The organism is Kitasatospora sp. NPDC001132, assembly GCF_053598415.1.
Genome location: NZ_JBSFKF010000013.1, coordinates 48,647 through 74,441, shown reverse-complemented (window position 1 = coordinate 74,441; position 25,795 = coordinate 48,647). Strand labels below are relative to the sequence as shown.

Sequence of the window (25,795 nt, the reverse complement as noted above, 5' to 3'; positions counted from 1 at the left end):
GTCGAGGTGCTGGCGTTCGGCCGAGCGGCAGCGGCTTCGGGCGCCGCCCCGGCCGCCTCGGGGTGTTGCGGACATGCTCAGAGCGCCCCTAGCGTGAGTGGCCCCGTTGATCCATTCACACGGAGAGGCAAGCCTTGATGATCCGTCACATCAGAACCGCGGCACGAACGGTGTTGGCAGCCGGCCTGCTCGTCACCGGCGCGCTCGCCGGGGCGCCTCCGGCGGCGGCCGCCACGGCGCCGACGGCCCTGACCGCGTCCGACTACACCCTCACCGCGGACTACCACCGGTTCGACACGCTCAACTCGGCCCTCGTCACGACGTTGGGCACCTCCGCCGTGCACACGGTGATGGAGAACGCGAACCACACCCGGCAGGCGCTCCCCTCGTCCTTCTCCGTCGCCGGCCTGTCCACCGGTTTCCGGTTCGACGACGGCGACAACTCCGACTGCCAGAGCGTCCCGCAGGGCATCACGACGAGCCGGGACGCCGTGGGGACGGCGAACAGCGGCAACTACGACGGCCACCAGCTCGTGCTGGTGAGCTGGTACACCAAGGACGGCTGCGACGGCGCCCAGCAGCGCAGCCGGATCACCCTGGCCGACTGGGACGCCACCTACCCCAACACCTACCGCAAGATCCTCCTCGTGGAGCCGACCGGCACCGCGGCAGCGCCGGACTTCAAGGACATCCCGATCCACGCCGGCGGCGTCTCCTGGTACGGCGACTACCTCTACGTCGCCGACACCGGGCGCGGGATGCGCGTCTTCGACATGCGCAAGATCCTGAACACCGACACCGGTGGCACCGCCGACCAGATCGGCCGCCAGTCCGGCACCACCTACTACGCCCACAACTACGCCTACGTGCTGCCCCAGGTCGGCACGATCACCGCGCAGACCACCGCCGCCGACAAGCTGGTGTGGTCCTCGGTCTCCCTCGACCGGGTCAGCAAGTCGATCGTGATGACGGAGTACACCTGCCAGTCGGGCTGCACCGACTACCCCAACCGCCCGTCGAGGGCCGTCCGCTTCCCGTTCGCGACCGGGGCGACGACGTTCGCCGCGACGACGACCGCCAGCCAGGCCCTCCAGCTGCCCTGGTACAGGCTCAACGGGGTGGCCTCCCACAACGGCCGGTGGTGGTTCAACTCCTCGGGACAGAAGCAGCTCTACTACTGGACCCCGACCGCGGGCCCCTCGACCTTCGCCTGGGTGAGCGGCGGCGAGAGCCTCTCCTACTGGGAGGACGCCACCAACCCCGACCTGCTGTGGTCGCTGCAGGAGACCACGGGCGGACGCAACGTCTTCGCCGTGACCCAGAGCACCTACGGCGGCGGCTGAGCCCCGGGGCCGTGACGTGGCCCGTCAGGCCCGGAACGGCGGAGACCGCCCGCCCGACCTCCCGTGCGCCCGGGGCTGCGGGCGGCGGTGGGTGTCCGATTCGTTCAAGACCGGGTGGGCGGCAGGTGTCTAGCGTGGCGGGCATGGACAGCACACGTGTACCGCGGTTCGCCTTCGTCGGGTTGGCCGTTTCGGATGTGGCCGCGTCGGTTGCCTTCTACCGGCGGTTGGGGGTGGGGTTTCCCGAGGGGGCGGAGGGGGAGCCGCACGTCGAGGGCGAGTTGCCGGGCGGGCCGCTGCTGGTGCTCGATGCCGAGGCCACCATTCGGTCGTTCCATCCCGGTTGGCGGCCGCCGAGCGGCGGCACCCGGACGGCGCTGGCGTTCCACTGCGGGAGCCCTGCGGGGGTGGACGCGTTGTACGGGGAGTTGACCGGCGCCGGGTACCACGGGGAGCTGGCGCCGTGGGACGCCTTCTGGGGACAGCGGTACGCCGTGGTGCACGATCCGGACGGCAACGGGGTGGATCTGCTCGCGCCCCTGCGGGCGAGCCAGGGCGACACCCCCTAGGAGCGCAGCAGCGCGGTCACCGGCAGGCCCGCCAACTGCCGTACGTCGCGGGCCAGGTGGGCCTGGTCCGCGTAGCCGGTGCGGGCCGCCGTGTCGGCCAGCGGGACGCCGCCGCGGGCGAGGGCCAGGGCGCGCTGCATGCGCAGGATCCGGGCGAGGGTCTTGGGACCGTAGCCGAAGGCGGCCAGCGAGCGGCGGTGGAGTTGGCGTGCTCCGAGGCCGACCGTCTCGGCCGTCGCGGCGACGGAGCGTCCGGCGGCGAGCGAGGCGGCCACGGCGCGGACCAGTGGGTCCTCGGGCCGGGCCTCGGCCGCCAGCCGCAGGGCCAGGGCCTCCAGTGCGGCGGCCGGATCGGGAGCGGCGTCGATGCGTTCGGTGAGACGCCGGACCGCGGAGGACGGCCACAGGTCGGCCAACTCGACGCGGCGGTCGAGGAGTTCGTGGGCCGGTACGCCGAGCAGCGCGGGGGCGGCGCCGGGGTGGAAGCGTACGCCCGCCCACGGGCCGCGCAGTGCGGGGTCGGGGTGGAAGGCGTGGCTGTCCGGTCCGGCGACCAGCAGCCGGCCCTCCGTCCACAGCAGGTCCATGCAGCCGTCGGGCAGGACGGGCAGGGCGGGCGCCGCACGGACGGGCAGGGCGGGCGCCGCACGGGCAGGCAGGGCGGGCGCCGCACGGGCAGGCAGGGTGGCTGTAGGAACGGGCACCCGGGCCGCGCCCGTACGCCCGACGGCGCGCTTCGTCCACACGACCGCGCCGGGCAGCCGGGACGCGCGCTCCTGGTACGCCGAGGACGAGTGCATGGCGTGAGGCTACGCGCCGCGGGCCGGGGACGCGCGCACGCCGATGGCCCCGGCCGCGGTGGGGCGGCCGGGGCCATCGGCCCGGAGGGGGGAGGTCAGCCGACCGGCGAGGACGCGGGCTCCGCCGGCCCCTCGACCCCCGCGTCGGGGCCCTTCCGCCCGTCGCGCATCAGCACCAGGGTGAGTGCCGCGGCCGCGACGACCGCGAGACCGCCCACCGTGAAGGTGGTGGAGGTGGCGGTGTTGAACGCCTCCCGGGCGGCCGCGACCAGCCCGCCGTCCCCGGTGGAGCCGGCCACCGCGAGCGCACCGGTGATGTCGTGGCGGGCGGCCTCGGGGGCGGCGGCGGGCATCGCGCCGGTGTAGGTGCTGGAGAGCACGGTGCCGAGGATGGCCACGCCGAGCGCCGCGCCGGACTGCTGGATGGTGTCGTTGAGCGCGGAGCCGACGCCGGCGTGCTCGCTGGGGATGGCGCCCATCAGCGCGTTGGCGGCGGCCGGCATGCCGAGGCCGGAGCCGATGCCGAGCACCAGCATGGCCAGGGCGACCTTGGTGAAGCCGTCGCCGACCGAGAGGGTGGCCAGCAGCCCGAAGCCGCCCGCGATGATCAGCATGCCGATCGAGGTGAGCACCCGCGCCGGGACCTTCTTGCCGAGCACCGCGCCCAGCGCGTTGAACACCAGCGAGGCGATGGCCAGCGGGATGAAGGCGAGGCCGGTGTCGGTGGGCGAGAACTCCAGCACGAACTGGAGGTACTGGGTGAGGACCAGCATCAGTCCGCCGGTGGCGAAGGTCAGCAGGACGAGCGAGAAGCTGGCGCCGGTGAAGACCCGGTTGCGGAACAGCTTCAGCGGCACCATCGGCGAGTCGGTGCGGACCTGCCGGACGGCGAAGCCGACCAGCGCGGCCACGGCGAGGAGGAGCGCGCCGAGGGTGCTCGGGCTGGTGAAGCCGTCCCGGGGCACCACGATGATCGACCAGACCAGGGCCGCCATGCCGATCATCGACAGCACCATGCCCAGCAGGTCGGGACGGCGCCACGGCCCCTTGGACTCCGGCATCAGCAGCACCGCGGCGAGGATGGCGACCGCCGCGATCGGCACGTTGAGCAGGAAGACCGCGCCCCACCAGAAGTGCGCGATCAGCGCGCCGCCCAGCACCGGACCGCCGACCAGGCCGATCATGGCCACCGCGGTCCAGGCGGCGATCGCCTTCGGGCGCTCCTCGTCGTCGAAGACGGTGATCAGGATGGAGAGCGTGCTCGGCATGACCAGCGCACCGCCGACGCCCATCAGGACGCGCCCGGCGATCAGCTCACCGGGGCTTCCGGCGTACGCCGCGACCAGTGAGGCCGCACCGAACAGCACGAGGCCGACGATCATCACCTTCCTGCGTCCGAAGCGGTCGGAGAGGCTGCCCGAGGTGAGCAGCAGGCCGGCGAAGACCAGGATGTACGAGTCGATGATCCACTGGATGTCCTGCGCCCCGGCCTTGAGGTCCTCCGCGATCGGCGGGATGGACACCGTGAGCACCATGTTGTCGATCACCAGCACCAGGCTGCTCAGGCAGAGCACGACCAGGATGAGCCAGCGCTGTGGATGACGTTCCACGGCGTTTCCCCCTTTGGACTGCGGATGAACTCCGGATCGGGCGCGGGCCGTCGGCCGCGCGGAAGTCGGCGCGGGCACACCGACCTCCGTCCCCTGGGGTACGGTGTGCGCCGCTCCGAACACTGTACGGACACCGCACACTGTTCGCAACCGCGTACACCGTTCGACCTCCGCACACCGTTCGCATCGCCGTACACTGTTCGCAGCAGCCGCTGCGGGCTGCGCCGGACCGGACCGGGTCCGGACGACTGGTGAGGAGGGCCCACATGGCGGCCAAATCAGAGGACGGTACGACCCCGGGCATCCCCCTGCCGTGGAACCGGCCCCAGCGACGGAGGGAGCAGCCCTCCCTCAGCCGCGAGCAGATCGTCGCCGAGGCCTTCGCGCTGCTGGACTCCGACGGCATCGAGGCGCTGAGCATGCGCAAGCTCGCCGCCCGACTGAACGCCGGCGCGACCTCGCTCTACACCCACGTCGCCAACAAGGACGAGCTGCTCGCCCTGGTCGTCGACCAGGTCTTCGGCACCCTCCCGCAGCCCCGGGCCGAGGGCTCCGAGGACCCGAAGGTCTGGCGCGCGACGGTCATGGAGTGCGCCGAGAGCATGCGCGCGGCCATCATGCGCCACCCGTGGATGGTCTCGGTGATCGGCGACGTCGGGATGATCTACCTCGGCCCCAACTGGATGCGGCTCTCCGACGCCCTGCTGGCCGTGCTGGAGACGGCCGGCTTCGAGGTCGGCCAGGCGAACGACGCGATGAGCGCGGTCATGGGCTACACCATCGGGACCGCCGCCGTGGAGGCCTCCTGGGTGAACGCGCTGGCCCGCAGCGGCCAGGACGAGCAGGAGTGGATGAACCAGCTGCTGCCCGCCGTCATCGAGGCCACCAAGGACTTCCCCCGGCTGCACCGGCTGTACACCACCGAGGTTCCGGACGAGGTCGCCGCGGGCCGGGACAGCAGCTTCGCCCGCGGCGTCAACGTCATCCTGGACGGGGTCGAGGCGGCTCTGGCCGCCAGCCGCCAGGCCTGAGGACGCCGGCCCCCCGGGGGGCTCGACTCCCCTCGGGGGGCTCGACTCCCCTCGGGGGACTCGGCTCCCCCCGGGGGACTCGGCTCCCCTCGGGGGATCAACTCCCCCATGGGCAGGCGCCTTTGCCCTAGGGGTGCTCAACTCCCGCTGAGCGCCTGCACCTCCGCATACCCCGGCACCGAACCGACCGGCTCGCCCACCGCGACGGCCGCCGCCGTGGCCACCGCCGCCGCCAGTGCCGCGCGGTACAGCAGTGAGCCGAGGCTGACCCGGGCCACCCCGAGCGCGGCCAGCTCGGCGAGGCCCGGGCCGGCCGGCGTCCAGAGGATGTTGAGCGGGACGGCGAGCGCGCCGACCAGCCGGCCGATGGCCGCCGGATCGGACAGTCCGGGGACGAACACGCCGTCCGCGCCCGCCTGCTGGTAGACCTCCAGGCGCCGGAGCGCCTCCGTCTCGGGGTCATCCTGCCCGCACCAGTAGGTGTCGGTGCGGGCATTGACGAACAGCTCCGGCACGGCCGCCTTCACCGCCGCGATCTTCGCGGCATGACGGGCGGACGGGGTCAGCGAGCCGTCCGCCCGACCGTCCTCCAGGTTGATGCCGACCGCCCCGGCCGCCTCCAACTCCACTGCGAGCTCGGCGACTTCGTCCGGGTCGTCACTGAAACCGGCCTCCACGTCGACGCTGAGCAGGAAGTCGGCGCACCCGAGCCGGCGCGCCAGCCGTACGGTCTCCTCGCGGGTGGCGGCGGCGCCGTCGGGCAAGCCCGCGACGGCCGCCACGCCCAGGCTGGTGGTGCCGATCGCGGGGTGGCCCTGGGCGGCGAGGGCGAGAGCCGAGGCGTGGTCCCAGGCGTTGGGGAGCAGCAGCGGGCGGCCGGGGCGGTGGTGCAGGGCGGCGAAGGGGGTCATCGGGTCGTCTCCGTCGGGTCGTTCGTACGGTCTCCGGCGACACCGGCCGGGTCGGCGGTTGTGCCCACCGGGTCGGCGGTCGCGCAGGACGTGCTCCCGACCGATTCCGCGTAGTAGTACCCCGCCTCGGCGACGTGCCCGACGAGCTCCCGGAAGCTCCAGCCCGTCCCCGGCGAGTCGTCCAGCCGTTCGTCCGGCAGCGCGGCGATCCGCTGCGACCAGATCGCGGCCAGCCGGATCAGTCGGCTGCGGGCCTCGTCCAGGTCGGCGATGGTGAACGGGGCGAGGTCGGCGGGGGTGGTGGCGCCGGAGGCGTGCCAGTGGTCGGGCTCGGTCGGCCGGCCCGCCAGTCGGGCCTCCAACTCGGCCAGGTGGTCCAGGAGATGGTCGGCGATGCGGCGAACCGCCTTGTGCGGGGCGTAGGTCCGCCCGTCGGCGTTGACGATCGGGCGACCGTCCCAGGCCGTCCAGCCCGCCGCCAGCGCGAGCACGTGGTCGACCATCGCCGGTACCAGCGCGGCGAGTTCACCCTTTCCGAGGTCCCGCACGAACGGCGGCGCAGCAGCGGACGCATCGGTGTCCGCCGGATCGGAGGCGCCGTACAGGATGCCCTCGGCGATGACCAGGGCCTGCGAGCGGCCCGGGCAACTCCTGGGCGGTGCACCGAAGGTGAGCGCGACACCCTCGGGCGCGCCGGACTGGGCGGCCTGGATGTCGAGCAGGACGAGCGTCCCGGCCGGTACCACGACCTCGCCGAGCGCGGTCGCCCGGACGGCGAGCCGACGCATCGTCCGGATCGGCGGGTCCGCGCGCAGCACGCCGGCCAGACCGTCCTCGTGCCCACGGGCGCCCTCGACCAGGGCGGCGGTGGCGTCGCAGGCCTGGACGAGCAGGCCGATCCGGTTCGCGGCGGTCTCCTCGTCCCCGTCCCCCATCGCGGGCAGCAGCCGGGTGACCGCCGCGTCCTCCGCCGGGGAGTGCGGGCCGTCGGCGAAGTACGCCCGGGAGACGGTCGCGACGTCCCGCGCCACCGCCTCCGGGTCGGCCAGGCCGAGCTCCGCCGCGAGCACCCGGACCACCCGCAGCCGGACGTCGGGCTCGAAGCCGGCGGCCGCGGCCACCCGCAGCCGGTCCGGGTCAAGGCGCTCCAGGTCGGCCAGCACCAGCGCCCGGCGCCGGTCGTGCGGCGCACCCGAGCTGAACCGGGCGACGGTGGAGCGCAGCCAGGCCACCGTGCCGGGGGCGGCGCCGGGCGCCGCGGGTTCGGCGGGCGGCGGGACCAGCGCAGGGTCGGCCAGCGCCGCCGTGACGTCGTCGTAGCGGGAGAAGGTCATGGTCGCGGGGCCGGCGACCGCCGTGGTTTCGCTCATGCCGCCATCGTGGCCGCGGGTCGTTTCGGCGCCGGCCGAACCGTGCCGGGGCGATCCTGGAGGCATGTCCCCGGCTCCGCTCCCCCACGCGGCCCCGCCCCGGCGACCGCCCCGGCCCCCGCACGCGGCCGCGCCTGAACCTCCGCACCCGGCCGCGCCAGACCTTCCGCACTCGGCCCCACCCGCGCTCAGTCCCTCGAACACGCCCCCGTGGCCCGACCATGGAGGCATGACGCTAGCCGCCTTCGCCGCCCTGCTCGCCGACCCCACCCGCGCCGCCATCTGCACCGCGCTGCTCGACGGCCGCGCCTGGACCGCCGGCGAGCTGGCCCGGCACGCGCGCGTCGCGCCGTCCACGGCCAGCGAGCACCTGTCCCGGCTGATCGCGGGCGGGCTGCTGGCCGAGGAGCGGCAGGGCCGGCACCGGTACGTCCAGCTGGCCACGCCCGCGGTGGCCACGCTGATCGAGGACCTCACCGTCTTCGCCGAGTCCGGCCCCGGCCGCACGACCGCACCCCGGACCCTCGGCGAGGCCACCCGACTGAGCGCCGAGGCCCGCGCCCGCACCTGCTACGACCACCTGGCCGGCCGCCTCGGCGTCGCCGTGTCGGACGCGCTGCTCGCTCGCGGCCTGGTCACCGAGGAGGGCGGGCTGGCCGTCACCGAGCGCGGCCGGGACTGGCTGGCCGCGCAGGCGATCGAGTTGCCGCCGCGCTCGGGCCGTCCGGGCGGGCGCCCGGTGGTGCGCGGCTGCCTGGACTGGACGGAGCGCCGCCCGCACCTGGGCGGGGCGCTGGGCGCGGCGCTCTGCCGGGCCGCGTTGGACCGTGCCTGGGTGGAGCGGATCGGCTCCGGCCGGGCGCTTCGGGTCACTCCGGACGGCGGTCGGGCGCTGCGCGAGCTCCTCGGCGTCGAGTTGCCCTGAAGCGTCGAGCCGCCTGGTGGCGGGGGGCGTCCACCCGCCCCCAGCAGCGCCACCCGACCGGCCCGGTCCCGCTCAGCCCATCGTCTTCGCCCCGTCCAGCGACTCCCGGATGATGTCCGCGTGCCCGGCGTGCTGCGAGGTCTCGGCGATCAGGTGCAGCACCACCCGCCGGGCCGACCAGGCCGTCCCCGGCGGGAACCAGGGCGCGGCCGGCAGCTCATGGGCGAGGCCGAGGTCGGGCAGGGTCCGGATCAGCTCGTCCGTCTCGTGCGCCACCCGCTCGTACTCGGTGAGCAGTCCGGCAAGCGTGTCGCCCTCCGCCATCCGGAACTGGGCCGCCCAGGCCTCCGCTTCGCCGGGGCCGTGCTCGCCCTCCCTGCCCCGCATCGCCTCCGCGCCGCCGGTGATGAACCGCGCCCAGCGCGCCTCGACCGCCGCCACGTGCTTGATCAGTCCGCCGAGGCTCAGGTCGCTGACCGTGGTGCGTTCGGCCGCCTGCGCGTCGGTGAGGTCCCGGACGGTGCGCCGCAGCAGGCCGCGGTGCTTGTCCAGCGTCTCGACGAGTTCCTCGCGCTCATCCATCAGCAACTCCCCTCGGTCGTCCCGTCGTTCAGCACGCCGATCCGCCGCCCGTCAGGCCTTCACCGTCTTCGGCTGATCGCCGACCGTCCGTCCGAGGTCGATCAGCCCGAAGGCCGCGCCCTGCTGGTCGCCGACCGCCGCGAACCGGCCGAACGGGCTGTCCATCGGCCCGAAGTGCACCTTGCCTCCGCGCTCCGTCAGCCGTCCGATCGCGGCGTCGGTGTCGTCCACCGCGAAGTAGATGCTGACGTACGAGGGCGCCTCGGGCGGCAGGAAGTCGCCCTCCGCGCCCATCCGGCCCAGCACCGGCCGATCCCCGACCTGGAACAGCCGGTAGTCGAAGTCCCCGCCCTCCATCTTCCGCACGCCGTACGGGAACACGGCCGGAAAGAAGGCGTCCGCCTTCGCGGGCTCACGGGTCACCAGCTCGGCCCAGCTGTAGGCGCCGGGCTCGCCCTGCTTCTCGAAGCCCTCGTGCCGCCCGGCCTGCCAGACCCCGAACACCACGCCGGCCGGGTCCTTGGCGAGCACCATCGTGCCGAAGTCGCCGACCTGCAGCGGCCCCATGGCCACCTCCCCGCCGTTGGCGCGGATCCGCGCCGCGGTGGCTCCGGCGTCCGGCGAGGCCAGGTACAGGCACCAGGTGGACTTGGCCTCCGCGCCGGGCATCGGTGGCACGATCGCGGCGACTGCCTTGCCGCCCGAGTACGCCTGGGTGTAGTTGCCGAACTCCGACGAACTCTCGCCGAAGGTCCAGCCCAGTACGTGGCCGTAGAAGGCCTTCGCGCCCTCCAGGTCGGTGAACATCGCGTCGGCCCAGCAGGGTGTGCCCTCAGGTAGCGCAGCCATCTTTCTGCCCTCGTGTGTGGCGAAGTGCGCGCGCCGGGAGGGCGCGTGCCACCCCCGGTTCGCCAGCCTAGCCACGACGCGGCGCACCCGCACGGGATGGCCCGCGCGGGTACGCCCCCGCAACGTCAGCCGCCGGCCGACAGGCGCAGTGAGGCCGTCCCCAGGCCGGTCGGGCCGAGCGGTACCGGGGGCATCGCCGCGACCGTGGGCACCGAGGGCGCCACCAGACCCACCGGCCCCGCCGGACCCGCCGGACCCGTACGCGCCTCGGCGGCCGCCGCCGTGGCCGCCCTCCGGGCCCCCGAGGCCTCCGCCAGGTCCCGTCCCGCGCCGAAGTGCCGCTCCAGGTCGGCCGTCCCGTACCGCCGGCAGCCCTCGTGCCAACCCAGGATGCCCGCGAGCCAGTTCTGCAGTTCGCCCACGTATCCGTCGAGCAGTTCCCGGGCCGCCTGCTCCAGCCCGAAGTCCGCGTACATGACCGGGAGTTCCTTCTGCGCGACGTGCTGGAACTGGTCCAGCCGCGAGTGCATCAGGTCGTCGACGATCCGGACCGCCGCTTCGTAGTCGCAGTTGAAGAAGTTCTGCACCACCAGGACGGTGTTGTGCAGCTCGCCCTCGTACTCGACCTCCTTCTGGTACGAGAAGAGGTCGTTCATCATGCACGCGTAGTCCATCGCGGAGCTCTCCAGCGCGCGCATCGAGCCGTGGTCGTACACCTCCGGCGGCACGGACTCCCCGTGGCCGAGGCGGGAGAGGCTCGTGGTGAGCTCGGAGCCGAAGGTGGAGCGGCGCATCTCCAGGTAGTCCACCGGGTCCGGGATCCGGTTCTGGATCTGGTTGGCCAGCTCCCAGATCCAGCTGTCCAGCATCGCCTCGACCGCCGTCCGGAACCGGCCCCTGGCCTCGACGGTCATCGGACCGGCGGTGCGCTCCCAGATGTCGGCGAGGCCGCGCTCCAGCGCGTTGGCGGGCTCCGGTGCGGGAGTGCCGTCCACTGGCATGAACAGCGACAGCCGCGCGTTGGCGGCCTTGGCGCCGCCCAGGTCACGGGTGTGCCCGAAGGCCCGGGGGTAGTAGTCGTCGGCCCAGGTGCCCCAGGCCAACCAGGCCGAGGCGATGTCGAGTTGGTCGGCCGTGGCGTCCGGGTGGATGCCGGCCGCGCAGAGCGGGAGGTCGTAGTCGCGCATCGACGCGGCGTCCCAGATGCCGGACGCGGGGGCGCCCGGCTCCGCCGAGAGCAGTCCCATCCGCTCCGCCCACTCGACCACGCGCTCCCGGGCGCCGTCCAGGTGGGGGCTCAGCCGGAGCTCGTACGGCAACCTGAACTCGGGCAGCCTGGAGGGCCCGACCGCCCGGTACGGCACGTGGCCGTACGACCGCGCCCGCCGTCCCTCCGGGCCCGCCGCGCCCCTGGCCGCCGCCGTCGCGCGCTTCCCCACCGAGGCCGCCGGGCCTGCCGGGCCTGCCGGAGCCGTCATGGCGGTGCTGCGCAGGATGTCCAGCGCCGAGGTGCCGATGCCCCCGATCGCGTACTGGTCCCACCAGTTGCCGCCCCCGGCCCCGCCCGATCCGGGCGCCACCTCACCGCCCGAACCACCGGCCGCCCCACCACCGTTCATGTACCGGCTGGAGCGCAGGTGCCACTCGTGCCCGCCGGACTGCCAGTCCTGGAGGCCCTTGACGTACGCCATCACCCGGGCGCGGCCCGCCGGGTCGAGCCCGGTCTCCGCGAACAGCACCGGCAGTTCGGTGAACACGGTGTTCTCGAACTGCTGGAGCCGTGAGGTGAGCAGGTCGTTGACCGCCTCGGCGGCCTCCTGGGTGGAGCACTCCAGGAACCGCTCCAGCACCAGGACGCCGTTGCTCAGCTCGCCCTCGTCCTCCACTTCCCGCTGGTACGAGAAGATGTCGTTGCGCAGGTGCACGCCGTCGGAGAAGGCGTCCATCAGCACCCGCAGCGCCCGCGAGCCCGACACCTCCTGCGGCACCTCGGCGTCGGCCGCGTACTCGACCAGCTGCGCTGACCAGGGCGCACCGCCGACCTTGCGGCGCATCTCGATGTACTCCACCGGGTTCGCCACCCGGCCCTCGCCGATGTTGGCGAGCTCCCACAGCGACTCGTCGAGCAGGTTCCGGGTGCTCGCGGCGAACCGGGTCCGCCAGTCCTCGCCCATCGCCGGCACGGTGCGCCGCCACAGGTCGGCCAGCCCCGCCTCGACCGGGTTCTCCGGCTCGGGCAGCTCGGCGCCCGGGTCGGCGGGCATGAACAGCGGCAGCCGGTCGAGGTGGGCCTTGCCCGCGTCGCGGTCGTTGGTGCGCTTGAACATGTCGAGGAAGTAGTCGTCGAAGAAGAAGACCCACACGTACCAGTCGGTGACCAGCGAAAGCGCCTCGGCCGACGCGTCGGGGTGGGTGTACGCGCAGAGCAGGCCGTAGTCGTGGGCGTCCAGGTCGGCCTGGTCCCAGATTCCTGATCCCTCCAGCATCCCCATCTTCCGGGCCCAGGCGGTGGAGTGGGCCCGTGCCTCGTCCAGATGGGGGTTGAGGCGTGCCGGGTGCGGCACGTAGAAGGAGGGCAGTTCGAACGGCTGGGTCACGGCGGGCGGGCCTTTCTGGATGCTTCGGATGGACCAAGAATGACTTGCCGTCAGGTCACCGCACCGGCACAACAAAAATAGTCATATGAAATGACTCACCGCCCCTCCCAAAATCCACCCACCCGGCCGAGCGCCCTCCCCGCCCCCGCACACCCCGACAACCGCCCCCACGCGCAAGACCCGTAGGGGCGGCCCCGGTTCAGGACGCGAGGCCGAGGGCGAGGGAGGCCGCGGCGGGCGCCATTCCGCGCCACTCCACCGTTGTCCTCGACAACCGCTCCGCCAACGAACAATGCAGATCCGGCAAGGCCTTGAAGAGACAAGATCCCCGGTGACGGGCGTGTTGACTGCGTACGGCAACGCCGCTTCCACCAGACTGGGCGCCGACCCGACGTCAACTCCGAGGAGGGCAAGCCCATGAACGTCACCGTTCGGCTCGCACAGCAGCCCGAGGCCGACGAACTGCTCGGACGCAGCGCGCTCGCCGCGCTCGTCGGCATGCTGCTGGACCAGCAGGTCCCGATGGAGTGGGCGTTCACCGGCCCGCTGACCATCGCCCAGCGCCTCGGCCACGACGACCTGGACGCCCACGAGATCGCCACCTACAACCCGGAGGAGTTCGTCGCGCTCCTCTCCGCGAAGCCCGCGGTCCACCGCTACCCGGCCGCGATGGCCAAGCGGGTGCAGCAGCTCTGCCAGTTCCTCGTCGCGCAGTACGACGGCGACGCCGCCGCGCTCTGGAAGAACGTCCGCACCGGCAAGGAGCTGCTCAGCCGCCTCAACGCCCTGCCCGGCTTCGGCAAGCAGAAGTCGCAGATCTTCCTGGCCCTGCTCGGCAAGCAGTACGGGGTACGGCCGGAGGGCTGGCGCGAGGCGGCCGGGGTGTACGGCGAGGAGGGCGCGCACCGCTCGGTGGCCGACATCACCGGGCCCGAATCGCTGGTCCTGGTACGGGAGTTCAAGCAGGAGATGAAACGCGTGGCGAAGGAGGCCAAGGCCGCCGCCAAGCCGCGCACCACCACCCGCACATCCGTCGCCTCCGCCGCCGCCCCGACCGGTGCGCGCTGATCACCGACCGACCGACCCGACTGGTCAGACCGATCGGACCGACCCGACTGGCCGGACCGACCCACCCGACCGCCCGCCCCGCCGGCCGTACGCCGACCGGGCCCTCCCAGAGCGCGACGCGGGCCCCGGCCGCGCCGCGCGACCGGGGCCCGCGCACGGGAGCACTCCGTCAGAGCAGGACCGGCTCCTGCTCCTCCGCGGTGGAACCGGCCGAGCCGTCGGCACCGACCGATCCGGCCGCCGCCCCGGCAGAACCGGCCGCCTTGCGTCGCCGCGGCAGCGCGAACATCAGCAGGAACACGGCGAGCAGCACCCCGGCGACCCACCACATCGCGTGCACGAAGGCCCCGCCGAACGCCGTCCCGAGCGCCTCCGGCGCGACGACGTCGTCCATCGCCCCGAAGAAGGCCACCGAGACCAGGCCGAGCCCGAGCGCGTTGCCCACCTGCTGCACCGTGTTGATCAGCCCGGACGCCGAACCGGCGTGTTCGCGCGGCACCTCCGCCAGCACCGCGTCGGTGATCGGCGCGACGATCAGCCCCATCCCGAGGCCCATCACCACCAGCGGCAGCGCCATCTGCCAGGCCGTGATCGCCGTCCCGTACCGGTCCGCCTCCCAGATGTAGACGAGCACGCCCGCCGCCATCACCAGCGCACCGGTCTGCAGCACCTTCCGCCCGAACCGCGGCACCAGCTTCTGCACCGACAGCCCGGCCGCCGTGGAGACCGCGATCGAGAACGGGATGCCGGTCGCACCGGCCTTGAGCGGGCTCCAGCCCAGCCCCACCTGCATGTAGAGGGTCCAGACCAGGAAGTAGATGCCGAGCGCCACGCCGAAGGCCAGCTGCACGCAGATCCCGGCCGCGAAGGACTTCACCCGGAACAGCGCCAGCTCCACCAGCGGCGAGCCGTCCCGCCGCGTCTTGACCCGCTCGTACGCCACGAACAGCGCGAACACCGGCAGGCTGCCGGCCATCGACAGGTAGCCCCACAGCGGCCAGCCGGCCTCCCGGCCGTGCGTCAGCGGGTAGATCAGCATCAGCAGGCCGAGGCTGGCCAGCGCCACGCCCACCAGGTCCAGCTTCAGCGCCTGGTCGGCCTTCGACTCGTCGATGAAGCGGCGGCCGAGCAGCAGCCCGGCGATGCCGACCGGCAGGTTGATCAGGAAGATCGGGCGCCAGGCCAGGCCGAACAGGTCCCACTCGGTGAGCAGCGCGCCGATCAGCGGGCCGGAGACCGCGCCCAGGCCGACCACGGCGCCGAACAGGCCGAACACCTTGCCGCGCTCCTCCGCCGGGAAGGTCGCGTGGATGATCGACAGCACCTGCGGCACCATCAGCGCCGCCGTTCCGCCCTGGAGCAGTCGGGTCGCGACCAGCATCTCCGGGCCGGAGGCCAGCCCGCACAGCGCCGAGGCCAGCGTGAAGCCGCCGATCCCGATCAGGAACACCCGCTTGCGGCCGTGGATGTCGCCCAGCCGGCCGCCGGTGATCAGGCCGATCGCGAAGGCCAGCGCGTAGCCGCCGGTGACCCACTGGATGGCGCTGAAGGAGGCGCCGGTGTCCTGCTGGATGCTCGGGATCGCGATGTTGACGATGGTCACGTCCACCAGGTCCATGAAGGAGGCGACCATCACGATCGTCAGCGCGATCCACCTCCTCCGGTCCGCTGCCGCGGTGCTCATTCGGTTGTCCTCTTTCTTACGCACGTCCGGGACGCTCTTCTCCACGCCCATGACAGTACGGGGCATGTAGGTCAGAACCTGTCCCAGTTGGCAGCCGCCCGCCGCCGCCCGCCGGGACGGCATGCTGGACGGCATGACCGACACCCCTGCCCGGCTGCTGAGCCTCCTGTCCCTGCTCCAGACGCCGCGCGAGTGGCCCGGCAGCGAGCTCGCCGAACGTCTCGGCGTCAGCCCCCGCACCATCCGGCGCGACATCGACCGGCTGCGCGAGCTCGGCTACCCGGTGCGGGCCAGCATGGGCGCGGACGGCGGCTACCGGCTGGTCGCGGGCACGGCGATGCCCCCGCTGCTGCTGGACGACGAGGAGGCGGTGGCCATCGCGGTCGGGCTCCGCGCGGCAGCCGGGCACGCCGTGGTCGGCATCGAGGAGGCCTCGGTACGGGCACTCGGCAAGCTGCTCCAGGTGCTGCCGGGCCGGCTGCGGCACCGGGTCGGGACGCTCAACTCCGCGACCGTGCCGCTGCTCACCGGGGACGGCCCGACCGTCGACCCGGAGGACCTCACCGTGCTCGCCCGCGCCGTCACCGCCCGGGAACGGCTGCGCTTCGGCTACCGGGCGTACGACGGCGCCGAGACCAAGCGGCAGGTCGAGCCCGAGCGGCTGGTCTCGGTCGGCCGCCGCTGGTACCTGGTCGGCTACGACCTGGACCGCTCGGACTGGCGGCTCTTCCGGGTCGACCGGGTGAGCGGCCCGGCCACCACCGGCGTGCGCTTCACCCCGCGCCCGCTCCCCGCCGAGGACGCCGCCGCGTACGTGGCGGGCAAGCTGCGCCGCCCGTCACCGAGCGGCACCGTGGTCGCCACCGTGCACGCCCCCGCCGAGCGGGTCGGCCACAGCCTGCGGCCGGGCGACGCGGAGGTCGAGCCGATCGACGCGCACAGCTGCCGGCTCCGCTCCCGCTCGGACTCGCTGGAGTGGACGGCGATGCGGCTGCTGTCGCTGGACTGCGCCTTCGAGGTGCACGAGCCGCCGGCGCTGCGCGAGCACCTGCGCCGACTCGCCGCCCGCGCCCAGCACGCGGCGGGCCCGGAGGACCGGTCCCACGCCCAGCACACGGCGGGGGATCAGGCCCAGGTCTAGGCCCCGACCCGGTACCAGCCGTTGCCGGAGCGGAACCAGAGCGCCCCGTCCCGGCCGTACGCGCGCTCCCGGTCGAGCTCCCCGAGGCCGCCCACCCGCTCGCGGCGCACCTCCCGCCAGCCCTTCCGGCTCTCCCGCTCGCAGCGCAGCAGCTCGCCGCCTGGCTGGAGGAACACGGCGCGGTCCCCGGCGATCGCGAAGCCGACCGGTTGCCGGGCCGGCAGTCGCATGACGACGGGCTTGCCCTCGGCGGGGTCGATACCGGTGAGGTGGCTGCGCTCCCCGTACCAGGCCAGCCAGGTCCGCCGTCCCTCGGTGGCGGCGGCGAGGCCCTCCAGCGGTTCGTCGCCCAGCTCCCTGAAGTCCGGCCGCCAGACGATCCGCCCGGCGGTGTCCAGCCCGAGCAGACCGCACCGGGCCAGCGGGTTGTCGCCGTAGTTGCCCTCGTCCCCGAAGGCCAGCCAGATCCGGCCGTCCCGGTCGGTGGTCAACGCCTGGACGTCATCGCCGAGTTGCAGCTCCCGGGCCGGGCTGCCGTCCGGCCCGAACACCAGGCCGTTGCGCTCCCAGCCGTCCGTCGACTCCTCGGCCCGGCACCCGGCCAGCAGCACCCGCCCGCCCGGCAGCAGCGCCAGGAGGTCGGGCGGGACCCCGACCCCCGCCAGCGGCACCCGCCACTCGCCCTGCGGGCCGCGCACCACCACCTCGCCGTCGAACGGCAGCCGGGCGTACGGCCACGATCCGGCCGGCGCCGCGTACTGCTCCGGCACCACCAGGACGGCCAGTTCCCCGCCCGGCCCGACCGTCCAGGTCAGGGCCCGGCGGCCGGCCCGGACGTCCTCCTCGGGCAGCCGCCAGACCTCGACCGGACGATCGGACACGGCCAAGGCTCAGACCCCGTACTCGGCGGTCAGCAGCGCCCGGCCCAGGGTGTGGAAGGTGAGGTTGAAGCCCACCTGGGCCGGCGGGGTGTCGGCGGTGACGTCCAGCTTCTCGACGTCCAGCGCGTGCACCGCGAAGACGTAGCGGTGCGGGGCGCCGGGCGGCGGGGCGGCGCCGTCGTACCGGTTGGACGGGAAGTCGTTGCGGCCGTGGAAGGAGGCCCCGCCGGGCAGGTCGGCGTCCGAGGACCCGGCGCCGCGCGGCAGCTCGGTGGTGTCGGCGGGCAGGCCGAGGGCGAGCCAGTGCCACCAGCCGGAGCCGGTCGGCGCGTCCGGGTCGTAGCAGGTGACCGCGATACTCCGGGTGCCCTCCGGCAGGCCCGACCAGGACAGCTGCGGCGAGAGGTTGCCGCCGGCGTGGATGAACTCCTGCCCCAACGTGCCCCCTTCGGTGATGTCCTGGCTGCTCAGCCGGAACGACGGCACCTTCGGCAGGAACTCGTACGGCAGCGGCGGGCGATTGCTCATGGGGTGTGCCACCTCTCACGGTCGGAATGACAGAGGTCACTGTAATGGGGTGCACGCGCGCTCCCGGCGCCCCTAGAGTCGGTGGCATGGCCGCCAAATTCGCCCAGTTGTTCGCAGACTCCCGCCGCGCGCTGTTCACGATGCTCGGCGTCCAGGCCGTCATCTGGTCGGTGCAGGTGGCCAACTGGCTGGACGACTACGGGCTGTCGCGGGAGTTCGGCCTCCGCTCGGAGCAGGTCGGCGACCTGCCGGAGATGTTCACCTCGCCGTTCCTGCACTTCAGTTGGAGCCACATCGAGGCCAACTCCTGGCCGCTGTTCGTGCTCGGCTTCCTGTCCGCCTACCGGGGCATGCGGAAGTTCCTGCTGGCCAGCCTGGTGATCGCGGTGTCCGGCGGCCTGCTGGTCTGGCTGCTGGAGAGCCCGAACACCGTGACGGCCGGCGCGAGCGGCATGGTCTACGGCTACCTGGGCTACGTGGTGCTGCGCGGCGTCCTGGACCGCAACGTGCTGGACGCGGTGGTCGGCACCGTCGTCGCGGTGGTCTACTCGACCATCCTGATCGGGGTGCTGCCGGTCACCCCCGGCGTCAGCTGGCTGGGCCACCTCGGCGGGCTGATCGGCGGACTGGCCGCCGCCGTCCTGCTCCGCAACCAGCCGGCCGCGAAGCGGGCCCCGCAGTCGGCCGCGAAGCAGGCGAGCACCCCGGACAGCCCGGGAACCGCCCTGCTCAAGCAGCTGGACGAGCTCGGCCTGTAGCCGGCGCCTCGGCCGCCCCGCGGCCGGCGTCACAGTCGGCCGCGGCCCCCGCAACCCACCTGGGCCATCAGGTATAGACCAATCCCGACCCCTGCGGATAGCGTGGACGGCTCACCCTCCCCCAGCTCCGGAGCCGCACCGTGGAGTCGTCCGTCCTCGCCTTCGCCACCGACCTGCTCGACGAGGGCGCCGACACCTTCTTCGGCAACCTCACCGACCGCGCCGGGGTCGGCGGCGTCACCCTCGCCTCGGTCTACCACGAGGCCCGCGACGTCTTCCCGCACAACCCCCGCCGGGTGCTCCGCCACCTGGAGCCGGGCGCGGCGTACTTCCGTCCCGACCCGGTCCGCTGGCTGGGCCGCCGCCTCGCGCCCGTGCCGTCCACCGCGATCGGCGAGCGCGACCCCTTCGCCGAGGCCGCCGAGGAGGCCCGCCGCCGCGGCCTGAAGCTGCACGCCTGGACGGTCTTCTGCCACAACGACCGGCTCGGCTTCGCCCACCCCGACTGCGCCCCGGCCAACGCCTTCGGCGACCGCCACCTCACCGAGCTCTGCCCGGCGAACCCGGAGGTCAGGGAGTACGCGCTGACCCTGGTCGCCGAACTGGCCCGGTACGGCGTGGACGCGATCCGCGCCGAGTCCCTGCACTTCCACGGCCTGCGCCACGGCTACCACCACGAGCGCTACTTCGAGGAACTGGGCCCGACCGCGGAAGCCCTGCTCGGGGTCTGCTTCTGCCCGCACTGCCGCGCCGCCGCCACCGCCGCCGGGGTCCCGGCCGAGGAGGTGGCCGAGGCGGTCCGCGCCGAGCTGCGCCGCCGGCTGGCCGACGAGTCCGCGGCCGCCGAGCCGGCCGACCTGAGCGCCCTCGCCGACGGCGCCTTCGCCGCCTACGTGGACGCCTCCGCCGCCACCGTCACCTCGCTGGCCACCGACCTCACCGAGCAGGCCCGCCGGCACGGCATGCGGCTGAGCTTCATGGACGGCGGCGGCCCGGGCAGGGGCTGGCTCGCCGGCATCGACCTGCCCGCCCTCGCGCAGGTCACCGACCAGGTCGAGACCCTCGGCTACGAGCGGACCCCTGAGGCCGTCCGGGAGAAGATCGCCGCCTTCGCCCTGCACGGCGTCCGTCCACGGTCCATGGCGGTGATCCTGCGCCCGATGTCCTCCGACTGCGACGGCCCGGAGAACCTCGCCGCCAAGATCACCACCCTGCGCGAACTCGGCGTCCCCGAAGTGGAGTTCTACCACTACGGCCTGATGCGGCTGTCCTCCCTGGACCGGATCGGCGCCGCGCTCGCCGGCTGACCGCCCGGCGCCCCCTGGCGGCCGGTCAGCCGGCACCGTCGCCCACCTGGCCGCTCAGCCGCCGCGCGGCGGCGCCGCTCGGGCCTCCCGAACAGGCTGAGCGAGATCTCCTGCCCGAACCGCCTGCCCGCCGAGCGCGCCCGCCCAGCGGGATGCGCACCCGGGCGTCCGGGTACGCGGCGCCGTCCAACAGCACCCCACCGAGGTCGAGCGCGGGCCCGGTGAAGGCTCACCCGTCGGCGCTCTCCGGGCGGCCGGAGGGGTGAGGCCGGAGGCCATCGGTGCACACTCCTGAGCGGATCGGAACGCTTCGGAACGCTTCGGCGTCGACGCGGAACCCGATCGGCACCGGGCGATGTTCGCGACATTTCCCACCAAACAGCCGCATTCGTCCATGCGCAGTTCACACCGGCGCGCGTGGCGGCGCCGCGGCTGCTGCGCCATCCGCCGCCCAAACGGTAGGCTTTCCGTGTGATCTTCAAGCGCATCGGCAATGGGCGGCCGTACCCGGATCACGGCCGGACGAGCACCCGCCAGTGGGCTGACGTCGCCCCGCGCCCGGTGCGACTCGACCAGCTGGTGACCACCAAGGGTCAACTCGACCTCGAAACCCTTCTGGCCGAGGACTCGACGTTCTACGGGGACCTCTTCGCCCACGTGGTGAAGTGGCACGGCGACCTCTACCTGGAGGACGGTCTGCACCGGGCCGTCCGCGCGGCGCTGCAGCAGCGCCAGGTGCTGCACGCCCGTGTCCTCGAAATGGAGTGACGGGCCCCACCCCGGGGCCGTCCCTCCCGCACGGACCTTCCGGACCGCCCCCGCCACCAGGCGGAGGGCGGTCCGTCCGTACCCCGGTACCCCCTTTCGGGTACCGGGGTACGCCAGATGATGATCGTTTAGTACCTTCGAAGCCGTACGGCACTACGCTGCTGACTACGGCCGCGACCAGGGGATTCCGCCCGCACCGGGGGAAGTCCCCACCCGGCCGATCCGTCATCCCGACCCCGCCCTGGCACGAGGGGGAGACAAACCGTGAGCATGTTGACTCCCCGAGGCCTCAAGGGGAAGCAGTACCGCGTCACCGGCAACACCTACCCACGGTTGGGCCGGCCCCCGAAGAAGAGCCGCAAGGTGGTCGCCACGCTCGCCGCCCTGCTCGCCCTGGCCCTGGTCGCGCTCGGCGGCGTACAGCTGTACGACATCTTCACCGGCAGGAACAAGAACGCCTCGGCGCAGGCCTGCGCGAGCCCGTCCGGCAAGGCCCTGGCCGCCCCGACCCCGGGGGCCACCCCGGGCGCCCCCGCCGCCGGTGCGCCGGCCGCCGGGCAGGGCGACCCGAACGCCGTCCCGCAGCCCACCGCGGTCACCGTGAACATCTACAACGCCACCACCAAGGCCGGTCTGGCCGGCCGGACGGCCGAGGAGTTCAAGAAGCGCGGCTTCGTCATCGGCAAGGTCGGCAACGCCCCGGCCGAGCTGGACAAGAAGGTGCCGGGCACCGCCCAGGTGATCGCCGGTCCGACCGGCGCCGGCGCGGGCACCCTGGTCAGCTCGCAGATCGCCGGGGCCGCCGTCACCGCCGACGCCCGCACCGACGCCAGCGTGGACTTCGTGATCGGCGACAGCTACAACGCCCTGCTGGACGAGACCCAGGCGGCCGCCGCCCTCGCGCTGGCCACCAAGCCCTCTCCCACCCCGACCGCCACCGGCAGCTGCTGAGCCACCGGTCGGACGGACAGGAGAGCCCCCGGCAGACGCAGTGCCGGGGGCTCTCGGTGTTCGGTGGTTCGGGTGGGCGGGCTCAGCCGGCCGTGCCGTAGAGCCGGTCGCCCGCGTCGCCCAGGCCGGGGACGATGTAGCCGTTCTCGTTGAGCCGCTCGTCCAGGGCGGCGGTGACCACGGTGACCGGCAGATCCGCCAGCTCCCGTCGCATCACCTCGACGCCCTCGGGGGAGGCCAGCAGCACCACGGCGGTGACGTCGGTCGCGCCGCGCTCGATCAGCATCCTGATCGCGGCGACCAGGGTGCCGCCGGTGGCCAGCATCGGGTCGAGCACGTAGACCTGGCGGCCGGAGAGGTCGTCCGGCATCCGGGTGGCGTAGGTGGAGGCCTCGAGGGTCTCCTCGTTGCGGACCATGCCGAGAAAGCCGACCTCGGCGGTCGGCAGCAGGCGGGTCATCCCGTCCAGCATGCCGAGGCCGGCCCGCAGGATCGGGACCACCAGCGGGCGCGGGTAGCTGAGCCGGGTACCCAGCGTGACCGCCACGGGCGTGGTGATCTCCACCTCGTCGGTGCGGACGTCCCGGGTGGCCTCGTACGCGAGGAGGGTCACCAGCTCGTCGGTCAGGCGACGGAAGGTCGGCGAGTCGGTGCGCTCGTCGCGCAGGGTGGAGAGCTTGTGGGCGACCAGGGGGTGGTCGACGACGTGGAGACGCATGTATCGAGGTTAGCCCGCCCCTGGACGGGTGTACGACCCGCCGTGCCCCACCCGTGCGCCAGTGCGGGTGACGCGCCGGTGACACGCCGTGACCCGCCGCGGCTGTTCGGACGGAAGTGCCTTCTGTGGTATCAACCGGACCGTTCTGGGAATGTCACGTCTTATGACGAGCAACCCGAACGCCGGGGACGGCTCGATGGACGAGCCCTTCGACGGGGCGGGCCGCAGCCAGGGCCCGCCGTACGACCACCCGGAGACCGAGGCGGAGCGCCGCAAGCGGCGGGCCGTCTTCCTGCGCGAACTCACCGAGGCGCGCGAACTGCGGGAGCGGGTCCAGCCCCGGCGGACCAAGGAGCGGCGGATGCGCGAGGCGATGCGGATGCGAACCTTCCGGATCTGACGCGGCCCGGAGGCGCCCCCGGCCCGTCCTGACGCGATCCTGACGCGCACCCGGCGCGGGCCCCGGACCGCCCGCGATCGGAGGCGGCGGCCCCCTTCCGGCGTTCGGAGCAAATTTCGACCGGCTTCGGACCGCCCCGGCCGGAAAACGCCCTCCGCCACCCGGTCCTTCCGACACGACCTGCAAAGACGCGCTGCCGAACACCCCCCGCGAGGGCGGGCTTTCTGTCACGATTCCGATGGGACGGTCCGAACAAGCGGACCGCCTCTGGCGCGGGGGCGGCCAGTTTTCCGCGTTGCCCGTGCGCGCCGGCAGCCGAGACCGATGATCTTGGGAGTGTCCCTGGTGGCGTACTTCGCTGCAGTGCTTGCTCGCACCGAGGACGGGTGGGATGTGAGCGAGACGGAGCTCGACGACGTCGAAACCCTGGCCGATCTGGCCGACCTGGCCCGCGACTCCGCCCAGGACGACGACAGCGTCCTGATCTTCATCGAACAGGAGGACGTCTGGTTCGCCATCGTCCGCGTGGACGGCGAGGAGGACCCGCGGATCTTCGTGTCGGACGGCGCCGCGGCCGCCCGCAGCTCCTACGGCTCCGTCCTCACCGACGAGTTGGTCGACCAGGCCGGAGAGAGCGAGTTCGGCGACCTGGACCACCTGCTGGACGAGTCCGAGGAGGCCGAGGAGCAGGACGAGGAGGAGGCCGACGTCCGCGGCGGCGTCCCGGTCGGCCCGCTCGGCGACGCCCACCTGCTCACCGAGTTCGGCCTCGCCTCCGAGGAACTGCTCGCGCTCAGCGGCGAGGGCGCGGTGCCGGGCGACGCCCTGGAGGAGATCGCCGAGGCCCTCGGCTGCGGCGAGGTCCTGGAGGCCGTCCGGTAGCGGGGTCGGCCGTGCCGGTGTCCGCCACCGGATACCCGACACTGGATGCCATGCAGCCCGCCACCTCGCTGACCGTCCCGCACGTCCCCCCGCTGCCCGCCCCCGTCCGCCCCGACCCGGTCCGCGACCGCTGGGCGGCGCCGATGCGCCTCGCCATCGCCGAGGCCGCGCTGGCGCCGGCCACCGGGGACGTACCGGTCGGGGCGCTCGTCCTGGGCCCGGACGGCCGGGTGATCGGGCGCGGCCACAACGAGCGCGAGGCGGTCGGCGACCCGACCGCGCACGCCGAGGTGGTCGCGATCCGGCAGGCGGCCGAGCAGATCGGAGAGTGGCGGCTGAGCGGCTGCACACTGGTCGTCACGCTGGAGCCGTGCACGATGTGCGCCGGGGCCATCGTGCTGTCCCGGATCGACCGGGTGGTCTACGGCGCCCTCGACGAGAAGGCCGGCGCGGCCGGCTCGCTCTTCGACGTGATGCGCGACCGCCGGCTCAACCACCGCCCCGAGGTGGTCTGGGGCGTCCTCGCCGAGGAGTGCGGCGAGCAGTTGCGTGCCTTCTTCGGCACCCACCGCTGAACACCCGCTGAACACCCGCCGCCGACGGCCCGCCGGACGCCGTGGCGGTACGGATTTCGTGACTGCGCCACCCCTCCGGTAGAGTTCCTCTCGGTAGCGTGTCCGAGCGGCCAAAGGAGCACGCCTCGAAAGCGTGTGTGGGGGCAACTCCACCGTGGGTTCGAATCCCACCGCTACCGCTCGAAGCCCGAGGGCCCGTCCGATCCGGACGGGCCCTCGGCGTTTGTCGGGTCGGTGCGCCGCCCACCGGCGCCGTGCACGGGTCGGCGCGGGCACGGGAGCGGGAACGAAAACGGCTCCGTACCCCGGGCCGATGACCACCGGTGCCCGGTCCGTACGGAGCCTGGAGGGGGGAGCGGCTCGGGGGGACTGACCGCTCCCCCGGCGGAGTCCCACAACCGGCGCCGCGTCGGGGGGAAGCCGCGGCCACCGGTCCCACAGCGGGGAGCTCCGGATCCATGCACCGGGGATTCCTGCCAGATCCTCGGTACGTCTTCCATCCTGCCGCCCGGCCCACGACGGGGCACCCGGAGAAAGGCCTCACTCGCGGGGACCTTCGTCCCGCCGGCCGAACGCGTCGCACACTTGATAGCCCGTCCGGGTGGATAAGCTGCCCCTGCAGGCCGCTCGGGGACCGGATGACGGCGGCCCACGGCTCGGAGGAAGGTCACCCGATGGCGCAGGCGAAGAAGATCGGCATGGTCCTCCTGCTCGTCTTCGTGCTCTACTCGATCATCACCTCCCCCTCGCGGTCCGCCGAGCTGGTGCAGCTCGGGTTCGAGGGGATCTCGAACGCGGCCAAGGCGGTCGGCGCCTTCATGACCGGTCTGATCAAGTGACGGACGGCCGCCCCTTCGAATGGCCGCCGGCCCCCGTGCACCGGCTACGGTGTGCGGGACCCTCTGTCCCCGTCCGCGAGGAGCGGCAATCGTGATCCGCCACCTGGTCCTGTTCAAGCTCAACGAAGGCGTCGGCAAGGACGAAGCGCGCGTGCTCGCCGGCGCCAAGGCCTTCGAGGCGCTCGGCGCGGTGATCCCCGAGCTGCGCGAGTGGGAGTGCGGCTGGAACACCACCGAGCGCGACATCGCGTACGACTACGCGATCAACAGCCTGGTCGAGGACCGCGACGCCCTCCAGGCCTACCTGACCCACCCTGACCACCAGGCGGCGGCCGGCCTCTGGCGCGAGTTCGCCACCTGGGTCATCGCCGACGTCGAGGTCTGAGCACCCGTCCGGCCCAGAGCCGTCCGACCGGCCCGCCCCGAGCCGGTCCCGCGCCCGTCCCGGGCCCTTCCCCCGGACGGCCGCCGCGCCCCGTCCGCACCCGCGGGCGGGGTGCTCTGCTCCGTCCCCGGAGCGACCCGTGCGGCGCTTCGCCGGCCGGCCCGGGAAACGTTGAAAGCCCCACCAACACACCTCCGTCGGGTGCTTGCCCGACCTGTGCCCACCTTGTGATGCTATGACCGGTTTTGCCGGACCTGGCTAGGTGGAGAACCGGCCGCGACACCCGATCCGCGGGGCCCGCCGTCGACGACTTTGGGAGGGGT

26 protein-coding genes and 1 tRNA gene are annotated in these 25,795 nt (G+C 73.4%); 16 read left to right on the top strand and 11 right to left on the bottom strand.

From position 1 onward, the window contains the following. Nucleotides 1-137 precede the first annotated feature (137 nt). A complete protein-coding gene (locus ACWDBE_RS19500; protein ID WP_449808635.1) occupies nucleotides 138-1,343 on the top strand; it encodes a hypothetical protein in 1,206 nt (401 codons plus the stop codon). Nucleotides 1,344-1,486: 143 nt separating this feature from the next. After that, the gene (locus ACWDBE_RS19495; protein WP_449808634.1) at nucleotides 1,487-1,912 is read left to right on the top strand and encodes a VOC family protein; all 426 of its coding nucleotides are present in this window, start codon (nucleotides 1,487-1,489) and stop codon (nucleotides 1,910-1,912) included. Here ACWDBE_RS19495 and ACWDBE_RS19490 read toward each other — a convergent pair. Next, a complete protein-coding gene (locus tag ACWDBE_RS19490) occupies nucleotides 1,909-2,712 on the bottom strand; it encodes a helix-turn-helix domain-containing protein (protein WP_449808633.1) in 804 nt (267 codons plus the stop codon). The two genes, ACWDBE_RS19495 and ACWDBE_RS19490, sit on opposite strands and share 4 nt — an antisense overlap. A 95-nt stretch (nucleotides 2,713-2,807) precedes the next feature. Continuing rightward, nucleotides 2,808-4,322, bottom strand: a complete 1,515-nt coding sequence (locus tag ACWDBE_RS19485) for an MFS transporter (protein ID WP_449808632.1) — start codon at nucleotides 4,320-4,322, stop codon at nucleotides 2,808-2,810. Nucleotides 4,323-4,588: 266 nt separating this feature from the next. Here ACWDBE_RS19485 and ACWDBE_RS19480 point away from each other — a divergent pair, with 266 nt between their 5' ends. After that, nucleotides 4,589-5,353, top strand: a complete 765-nt coding sequence (locus ACWDBE_RS19480) for a TetR/AcrR family transcriptional regulator (protein WP_449808631.1) — start codon at nucleotides 4,589-4,591, stop codon at nucleotides 5,351-5,353. A gap of 137 nt (nucleotides 5,354-5,490) precedes the next feature. Here ACWDBE_RS19480 and ACWDBE_RS19475 read toward each other — a convergent pair whose 3' ends face one another. Beyond that, nucleotides 5,491-6,264: an isocitrate lyase/PEP mutase family protein gene (locus ACWDBE_RS19475; RefSeq protein WP_449808630.1), complete on the bottom strand. Its 774-nt coding sequence runs from the start codon at nucleotides 6,262-6,264 to the stop codon at nucleotides 5,491-5,493. Continuing rightward, complete coding sequence (locus ACWDBE_RS19470) at nucleotides 6,261-7,634, bottom strand: hypothetical protein (protein ID WP_449808629.1); 1,374 nt, start codon at nucleotides 7,632-7,634, stop codon at nucleotides 6,261-6,263. The genes ACWDBE_RS19475 and ACWDBE_RS19470 overlap by 4 nt, the downstream gene beginning before the upstream one ends. Nucleotides 7,635-7,863: 229 nt before the next feature. Here ACWDBE_RS19470 and ACWDBE_RS19465 point away from each other — a divergent pair, with 229 nt between their 5' ends. Then, nucleotides 7,864-8,559, top strand: coding sequence for an ArsR/SmtB family transcription factor (locus ACWDBE_RS19465; RefSeq protein WP_449808628.1), 696 nt, complete (start codon nucleotides 7,864-7,866; stop codon nucleotides 8,557-8,559). Nucleotides 8,560-8,631: 72 nt separating this feature from the next. Here the strand turns inward: ACWDBE_RS19465 and ACWDBE_RS19460 are convergent, their stop codons facing one another. The 3 genes from ACWDBE_RS19460 to ACWDBE_RS19450 form a co-directional block, all read right to left on the bottom strand. Beyond that, a complete protein-coding gene (locus tag ACWDBE_RS19460) occupies nucleotides 8,632-9,141 on the bottom strand; it encodes a DinB family protein (protein ID WP_449788485.1) in 510 nt (169 codons plus the stop codon). Nucleotides 9,142-9,192: 51 nt separating this feature from the next. Further along, nucleotides 9,193-9,990 carry a VOC family protein gene (locus ACWDBE_RS19455; RefSeq protein ID WP_449808627.1) on the bottom strand — a complete coding sequence of 266 codons (798 nt, stop codon included), beginning with the start codon at nucleotides 9,988-9,990 and terminating at the stop codon, nucleotides 9,193-9,195. Between the two features lie 125 nt (nucleotides 9,991-10,115). Next, nucleotides 10,116-12,587 carry a terpene synthase family protein gene (locus ACWDBE_RS19450; RefSeq protein WP_449808626.1) on the bottom strand — a complete coding sequence of 824 codons (2,472 nt, stop codon included), beginning with the start codon at nucleotides 12,585-12,587 and terminating at the stop codon, nucleotides 10,116-10,118. 417 nt (nucleotides 12,588-13,004) lie between these two features. On the opposite strand from ACWDBE_RS19450, the gene ACWDBE_RS19445 reads away from it, so the two are divergent. After that, nucleotides 13,005-13,655, top strand: coding sequence for an HhH-GPD-type base excision DNA repair protein (locus ACWDBE_RS19445; RefSeq protein WP_449788488.1), 651 nt, complete (start codon nucleotides 13,005-13,007; stop codon nucleotides 13,653-13,655). 169 nt (nucleotides 13,656-13,824) lie between these two features. On the opposite strand, the gene ACWDBE_RS19440 is transcribed toward ACWDBE_RS19445, so the two are convergent. Continuing rightward, the gene (locus ACWDBE_RS19440) at nucleotides 13,825-15,339 is read right to left on the bottom strand and encodes an MFS transporter (protein WP_449808625.1); all 1,515 of its coding nucleotides are present in this window, start codon (nucleotides 15,337-15,339) and stop codon (nucleotides 13,825-13,827) included. Nucleotides 15,340-15,472: 133 nt separating this feature from the next. Between ACWDBE_RS19440 and ACWDBE_RS19435 the strand changes: the two genes are divergently transcribed. Next, nucleotides 15,473-16,480 (top strand): helix-turn-helix transcriptional regulator, encoded by a 1,008-nt coding sequence (locus ACWDBE_RS19435; RefSeq protein WP_449808624.1) that lies wholly within the window; start codon nucleotides 15,473-15,475, stop codon nucleotides 16,478-16,480. Here ACWDBE_RS19435 and ACWDBE_RS19430 read toward each other — a convergent pair. Then, nucleotides 16,477-17,361: a hypothetical protein gene (locus ACWDBE_RS19430; protein WP_449808623.1), complete on the bottom strand. Its 885-nt coding sequence runs from the start codon at nucleotides 17,359-17,361 to the stop codon at nucleotides 16,477-16,479. The genes ACWDBE_RS19435 and ACWDBE_RS19430 overlap by 4 nt on opposite strands. A 9-nt stretch (nucleotides 17,362-17,370) precedes the next feature. Beyond that, entirely contained in the window at nucleotides 17,371-17,889 is a 519-nt protein-coding gene (locus tag ACWDBE_RS19425; RefSeq protein WP_449788492.1) for a YbhB/YbcL family Raf kinase inhibitor-like protein, read from the bottom strand. Between the two features lie 86 nt (nucleotides 17,890-17,975). Between ACWDBE_RS19425 and ACWDBE_RS19420 the strand changes: the two genes are divergently transcribed. The 4 genes from ACWDBE_RS19420 (at nucleotide 17,976) to ACWDBE_RS19405 (ending at nucleotide 21,673) form a co-directional block, all read left to right on the top strand. After that, nucleotides 17,976-18,647: a rhomboid family intramembrane serine protease gene (locus ACWDBE_RS19420; protein WP_449788493.1), complete on the top strand. Its 672-nt coding sequence runs from the start codon at nucleotides 17,976-17,978 to the stop codon at nucleotides 18,645-18,647. Between the two features lie 140 nt (nucleotides 18,648-18,787). After that, nucleotides 18,788-19,954: a hypothetical protein gene (locus ACWDBE_RS19415; RefSeq protein WP_449808622.1), complete on the top strand. Its 1,167-nt coding sequence runs from the start codon at nucleotides 18,788-18,790 to the stop codon at nucleotides 19,952-19,954. 471 nt (nucleotides 19,955-20,425) lie between these two features. Further along, on the top strand, nucleotides 20,426-20,722 hold the full coding sequence (locus ACWDBE_RS19410; protein ID WP_030061387.1) for a type II toxin-antitoxin system VapB family antitoxin: 297 nt from the start codon (nucleotides 20,426-20,428) through the stop codon (nucleotides 20,720-20,722). Between the two features lie 270 nt (nucleotides 20,723-20,992). Then, nucleotides 20,993-21,673, top strand: a complete 681-nt coding sequence (locus ACWDBE_RS19405; RefSeq protein WP_449788534.1) for a LytR C-terminal domain-containing protein — start codon at nucleotides 20,993-20,995, stop codon at nucleotides 21,671-21,673. Between the two features lie 82 nt (nucleotides 21,674-21,755). On the opposite strand, the gene upp is transcribed toward ACWDBE_RS19405, so the two are convergent. Further along, the gene (gene upp, locus ACWDBE_RS19400) at nucleotides 21,756-22,391 is read right to left on the bottom strand and encodes a uracil phosphoribosyltransferase (protein ID WP_392868411.1); all 636 of its coding nucleotides are present in this window, start codon (nucleotides 22,389-22,391) and stop codon (nucleotides 21,756-21,758) included. 196 nt (nucleotides 22,392-22,587) lie between these two features. On the opposite strand from upp, the gene ACWDBE_RS19395 reads away from it, so the two are divergent. The 6 genes from ACWDBE_RS19395 to ACWDBE_RS19370 all read left to right on the top strand — a co-directional run bounded on the left by ACWDBE_RS19395 (nucleotide 22,588) and on the right by ACWDBE_RS19370 (nucleotide 25,472). Beyond that, a complete protein-coding gene (locus tag ACWDBE_RS19395; RefSeq protein ID WP_392868779.1) occupies nucleotides 22,588-22,791 on the top strand; it encodes a hypothetical protein in 204 nt (67 codons plus the stop codon). A 324-nt stretch (nucleotides 22,792-23,115) separates the two neighbouring features. Beyond that, nucleotides 23,116-23,673 carry a tRNA adenosine deaminase-associated protein gene (locus ACWDBE_RS19390; RefSeq protein ID WP_449788495.1) on the top strand — a complete coding sequence of 186 codons (558 nt, stop codon included), beginning with the start codon at nucleotides 23,116-23,118 and terminating at the stop codon, nucleotides 23,671-23,673. 50 nt (nucleotides 23,674-23,723) lie between these two features. Next, nucleotides 23,724-24,248: a tRNA adenosine(34) deaminase TadA gene (gene tadA, locus ACWDBE_RS19385; protein WP_449808621.1), complete on the top strand. Its 525-nt coding sequence runs from the start codon at nucleotides 23,724-23,726 to the stop codon at nucleotides 24,246-24,248. A 92-nt stretch (nucleotides 24,249-24,340) separates the two neighbouring features. Next, a tRNA-Ser gene (locus ACWDBE_RS19380) sits at nucleotides 24,341-24,427 on the top strand. A gap of 495 nt (nucleotides 24,428-24,922) precedes the next feature. Beyond that, nucleotides 24,923-25,087 (top strand): hypothetical protein, encoded by a 165-nt coding sequence (locus ACWDBE_RS19375; protein ID WP_392868417.1) that lies wholly within the window; start codon nucleotides 24,923-24,925, stop codon nucleotides 25,085-25,087. Nucleotides 25,088-25,178: 91 nt separating this feature from the next. After that, nucleotides 25,179-25,472, top strand: coding sequence for a Dabb family protein (locus ACWDBE_RS19370; RefSeq protein WP_449808620.1), 294 nt, complete (start codon nucleotides 25,179-25,181; stop codon nucleotides 25,470-25,472). Nucleotides 25,473-25,795: the final 323 nt, after the last annotated feature.

What these genes read in the sequence shown, in the direction of transcription:
- ACWDBE_RS19500 (WP_449808635.1), top strand. Translation starts at nt 138, where the DNA reads ATGATCCGTCACATCAGAACCGCGGCACGAACGGTGTTGGCAGCCGGC.
- ACWDBE_RS19495 (WP_449808634.1), top strand. Translation starts at nt 1,487, where the DNA reads ATGGACAGCACACGTGTACCGCGGTTCGCCTTCGTCGGGTTGGCCGTT.
- ACWDBE_RS19490 (WP_449808633.1), bottom strand. Translation starts at nt 2,712, where the DNA reads ATGCACTCGTCCTCGGCGTACCAGGAGCGCGCGTCCCGGCTGCCCGGC.
- ACWDBE_RS19480 (WP_449808631.1), top strand. Translation starts at nt 4,589, where the DNA reads ATGGCGGCCAAATCAGAGGACGGTACGACCCCGGGCATCCCCCTGCCG.
- ACWDBE_RS19475 (WP_449808630.1), bottom strand. Translation starts at nt 6,264, where the DNA reads ATGACCCCCTTCGCCGCCCTGCACCACCGCCCCGGCCGCCCGCTGCTG.
- ACWDBE_RS19470 (WP_449808629.1), bottom strand. Translation starts at nt 7,634, where the DNA reads ATGAGCGAAACCACGGCGGTCGCCGGCCCCGCGACCATGACCTTCTCC.
- ACWDBE_RS19465 (WP_449808628.1), top strand. Translation starts at nt 7,864, where the DNA reads ATGACGCTAGCCGCCTTCGCCGCCCTGCTCGCCGACCCCACCCGCGCC.
- ACWDBE_RS19460 (WP_449788485.1), bottom strand. Translation starts at nt 9,141, where the DNA reads ATGGATGAGCGCGAGGAACTCGTCGAGACGCTGGACAAGCACCGCGGC.
- ACWDBE_RS19455 (WP_449808627.1), bottom strand. Translation starts at nt 9,990, where the DNA reads ATGGCTGCGCTACCTGAGGGCACACCCTGCTGGGCCGACGCGATGTTC.
- ACWDBE_RS19445 (WP_449788488.1), top strand. Translation starts at nt 13,005, where the DNA reads ATGAACGTCACCGTTCGGCTCGCACAGCAGCCCGAGGCCGACGAACTG.
- ACWDBE_RS19440 (WP_449808625.1), bottom strand. Translation starts at nt 15,339, where the DNA reads ATGAGCACCGCGGCAGCGGACCGGAGGAGGTGGATCGCGCTGACGATC.
- ACWDBE_RS19435 (WP_449808624.1), top strand. Translation starts at nt 15,473, where the DNA reads ATGACCGACACCCCTGCCCGGCTGCTGAGCCTCCTGTCCCTGCTCCAG.
- ACWDBE_RS19425 (WP_449788492.1), bottom strand. Translation starts at nt 17,889, where the DNA reads ATGAGCAATCGCCCGCCGCTGCCGTACGAGTTCCTGCCGAAGGTGCCG.
- ACWDBE_RS19420 (WP_449788493.1), top strand. Translation starts at nt 17,976, where the DNA reads ATGGCCGCCAAATTCGCCCAGTTGTTCGCAGACTCCCGCCGCGCGCTG.
- ACWDBE_RS19405 (WP_449788534.1), top strand. Translation starts at nt 20,993, where the DNA reads ATGTTGACTCCCCGAGGCCTCAAGGGGAAGCAGTACCGCGTCACCGGC.
- upp (WP_392868411.1), bottom strand. Translation starts at nt 22,391, where the DNA reads ATGCGTCTCCACGTCGTCGACCACCCCCTGGTCGCCCACAAGCTCTCC.
- ACWDBE_RS19395 (WP_392868779.1), top strand. Translation starts at nt 22,588, where the DNA reads ATGGACGAGCCCTTCGACGGGGCGGGCCGCAGCCAGGGCCCGCCGTAC.
- ACWDBE_RS19390 (WP_449788495.1), top strand. Translation starts at nt 23,116, where the DNA reads ATGATCTTGGGAGTGTCCCTGGTGGCGTACTTCGCTGCAGTGCTTGCT.
- tadA (WP_449808621.1), top strand. Translation starts at nt 23,724, where the DNA reads ATGCAGCCCGCCACCTCGCTGACCGTCCCGCACGTCCCCCCGCTGCCC.
- ACWDBE_RS19375 (WP_392868417.1), top strand. Translation starts at nt 24,923, where the DNA reads ATGGCGCAGGCGAAGAAGATCGGCATGGTCCTCCTGCTCGTCTTCGTG.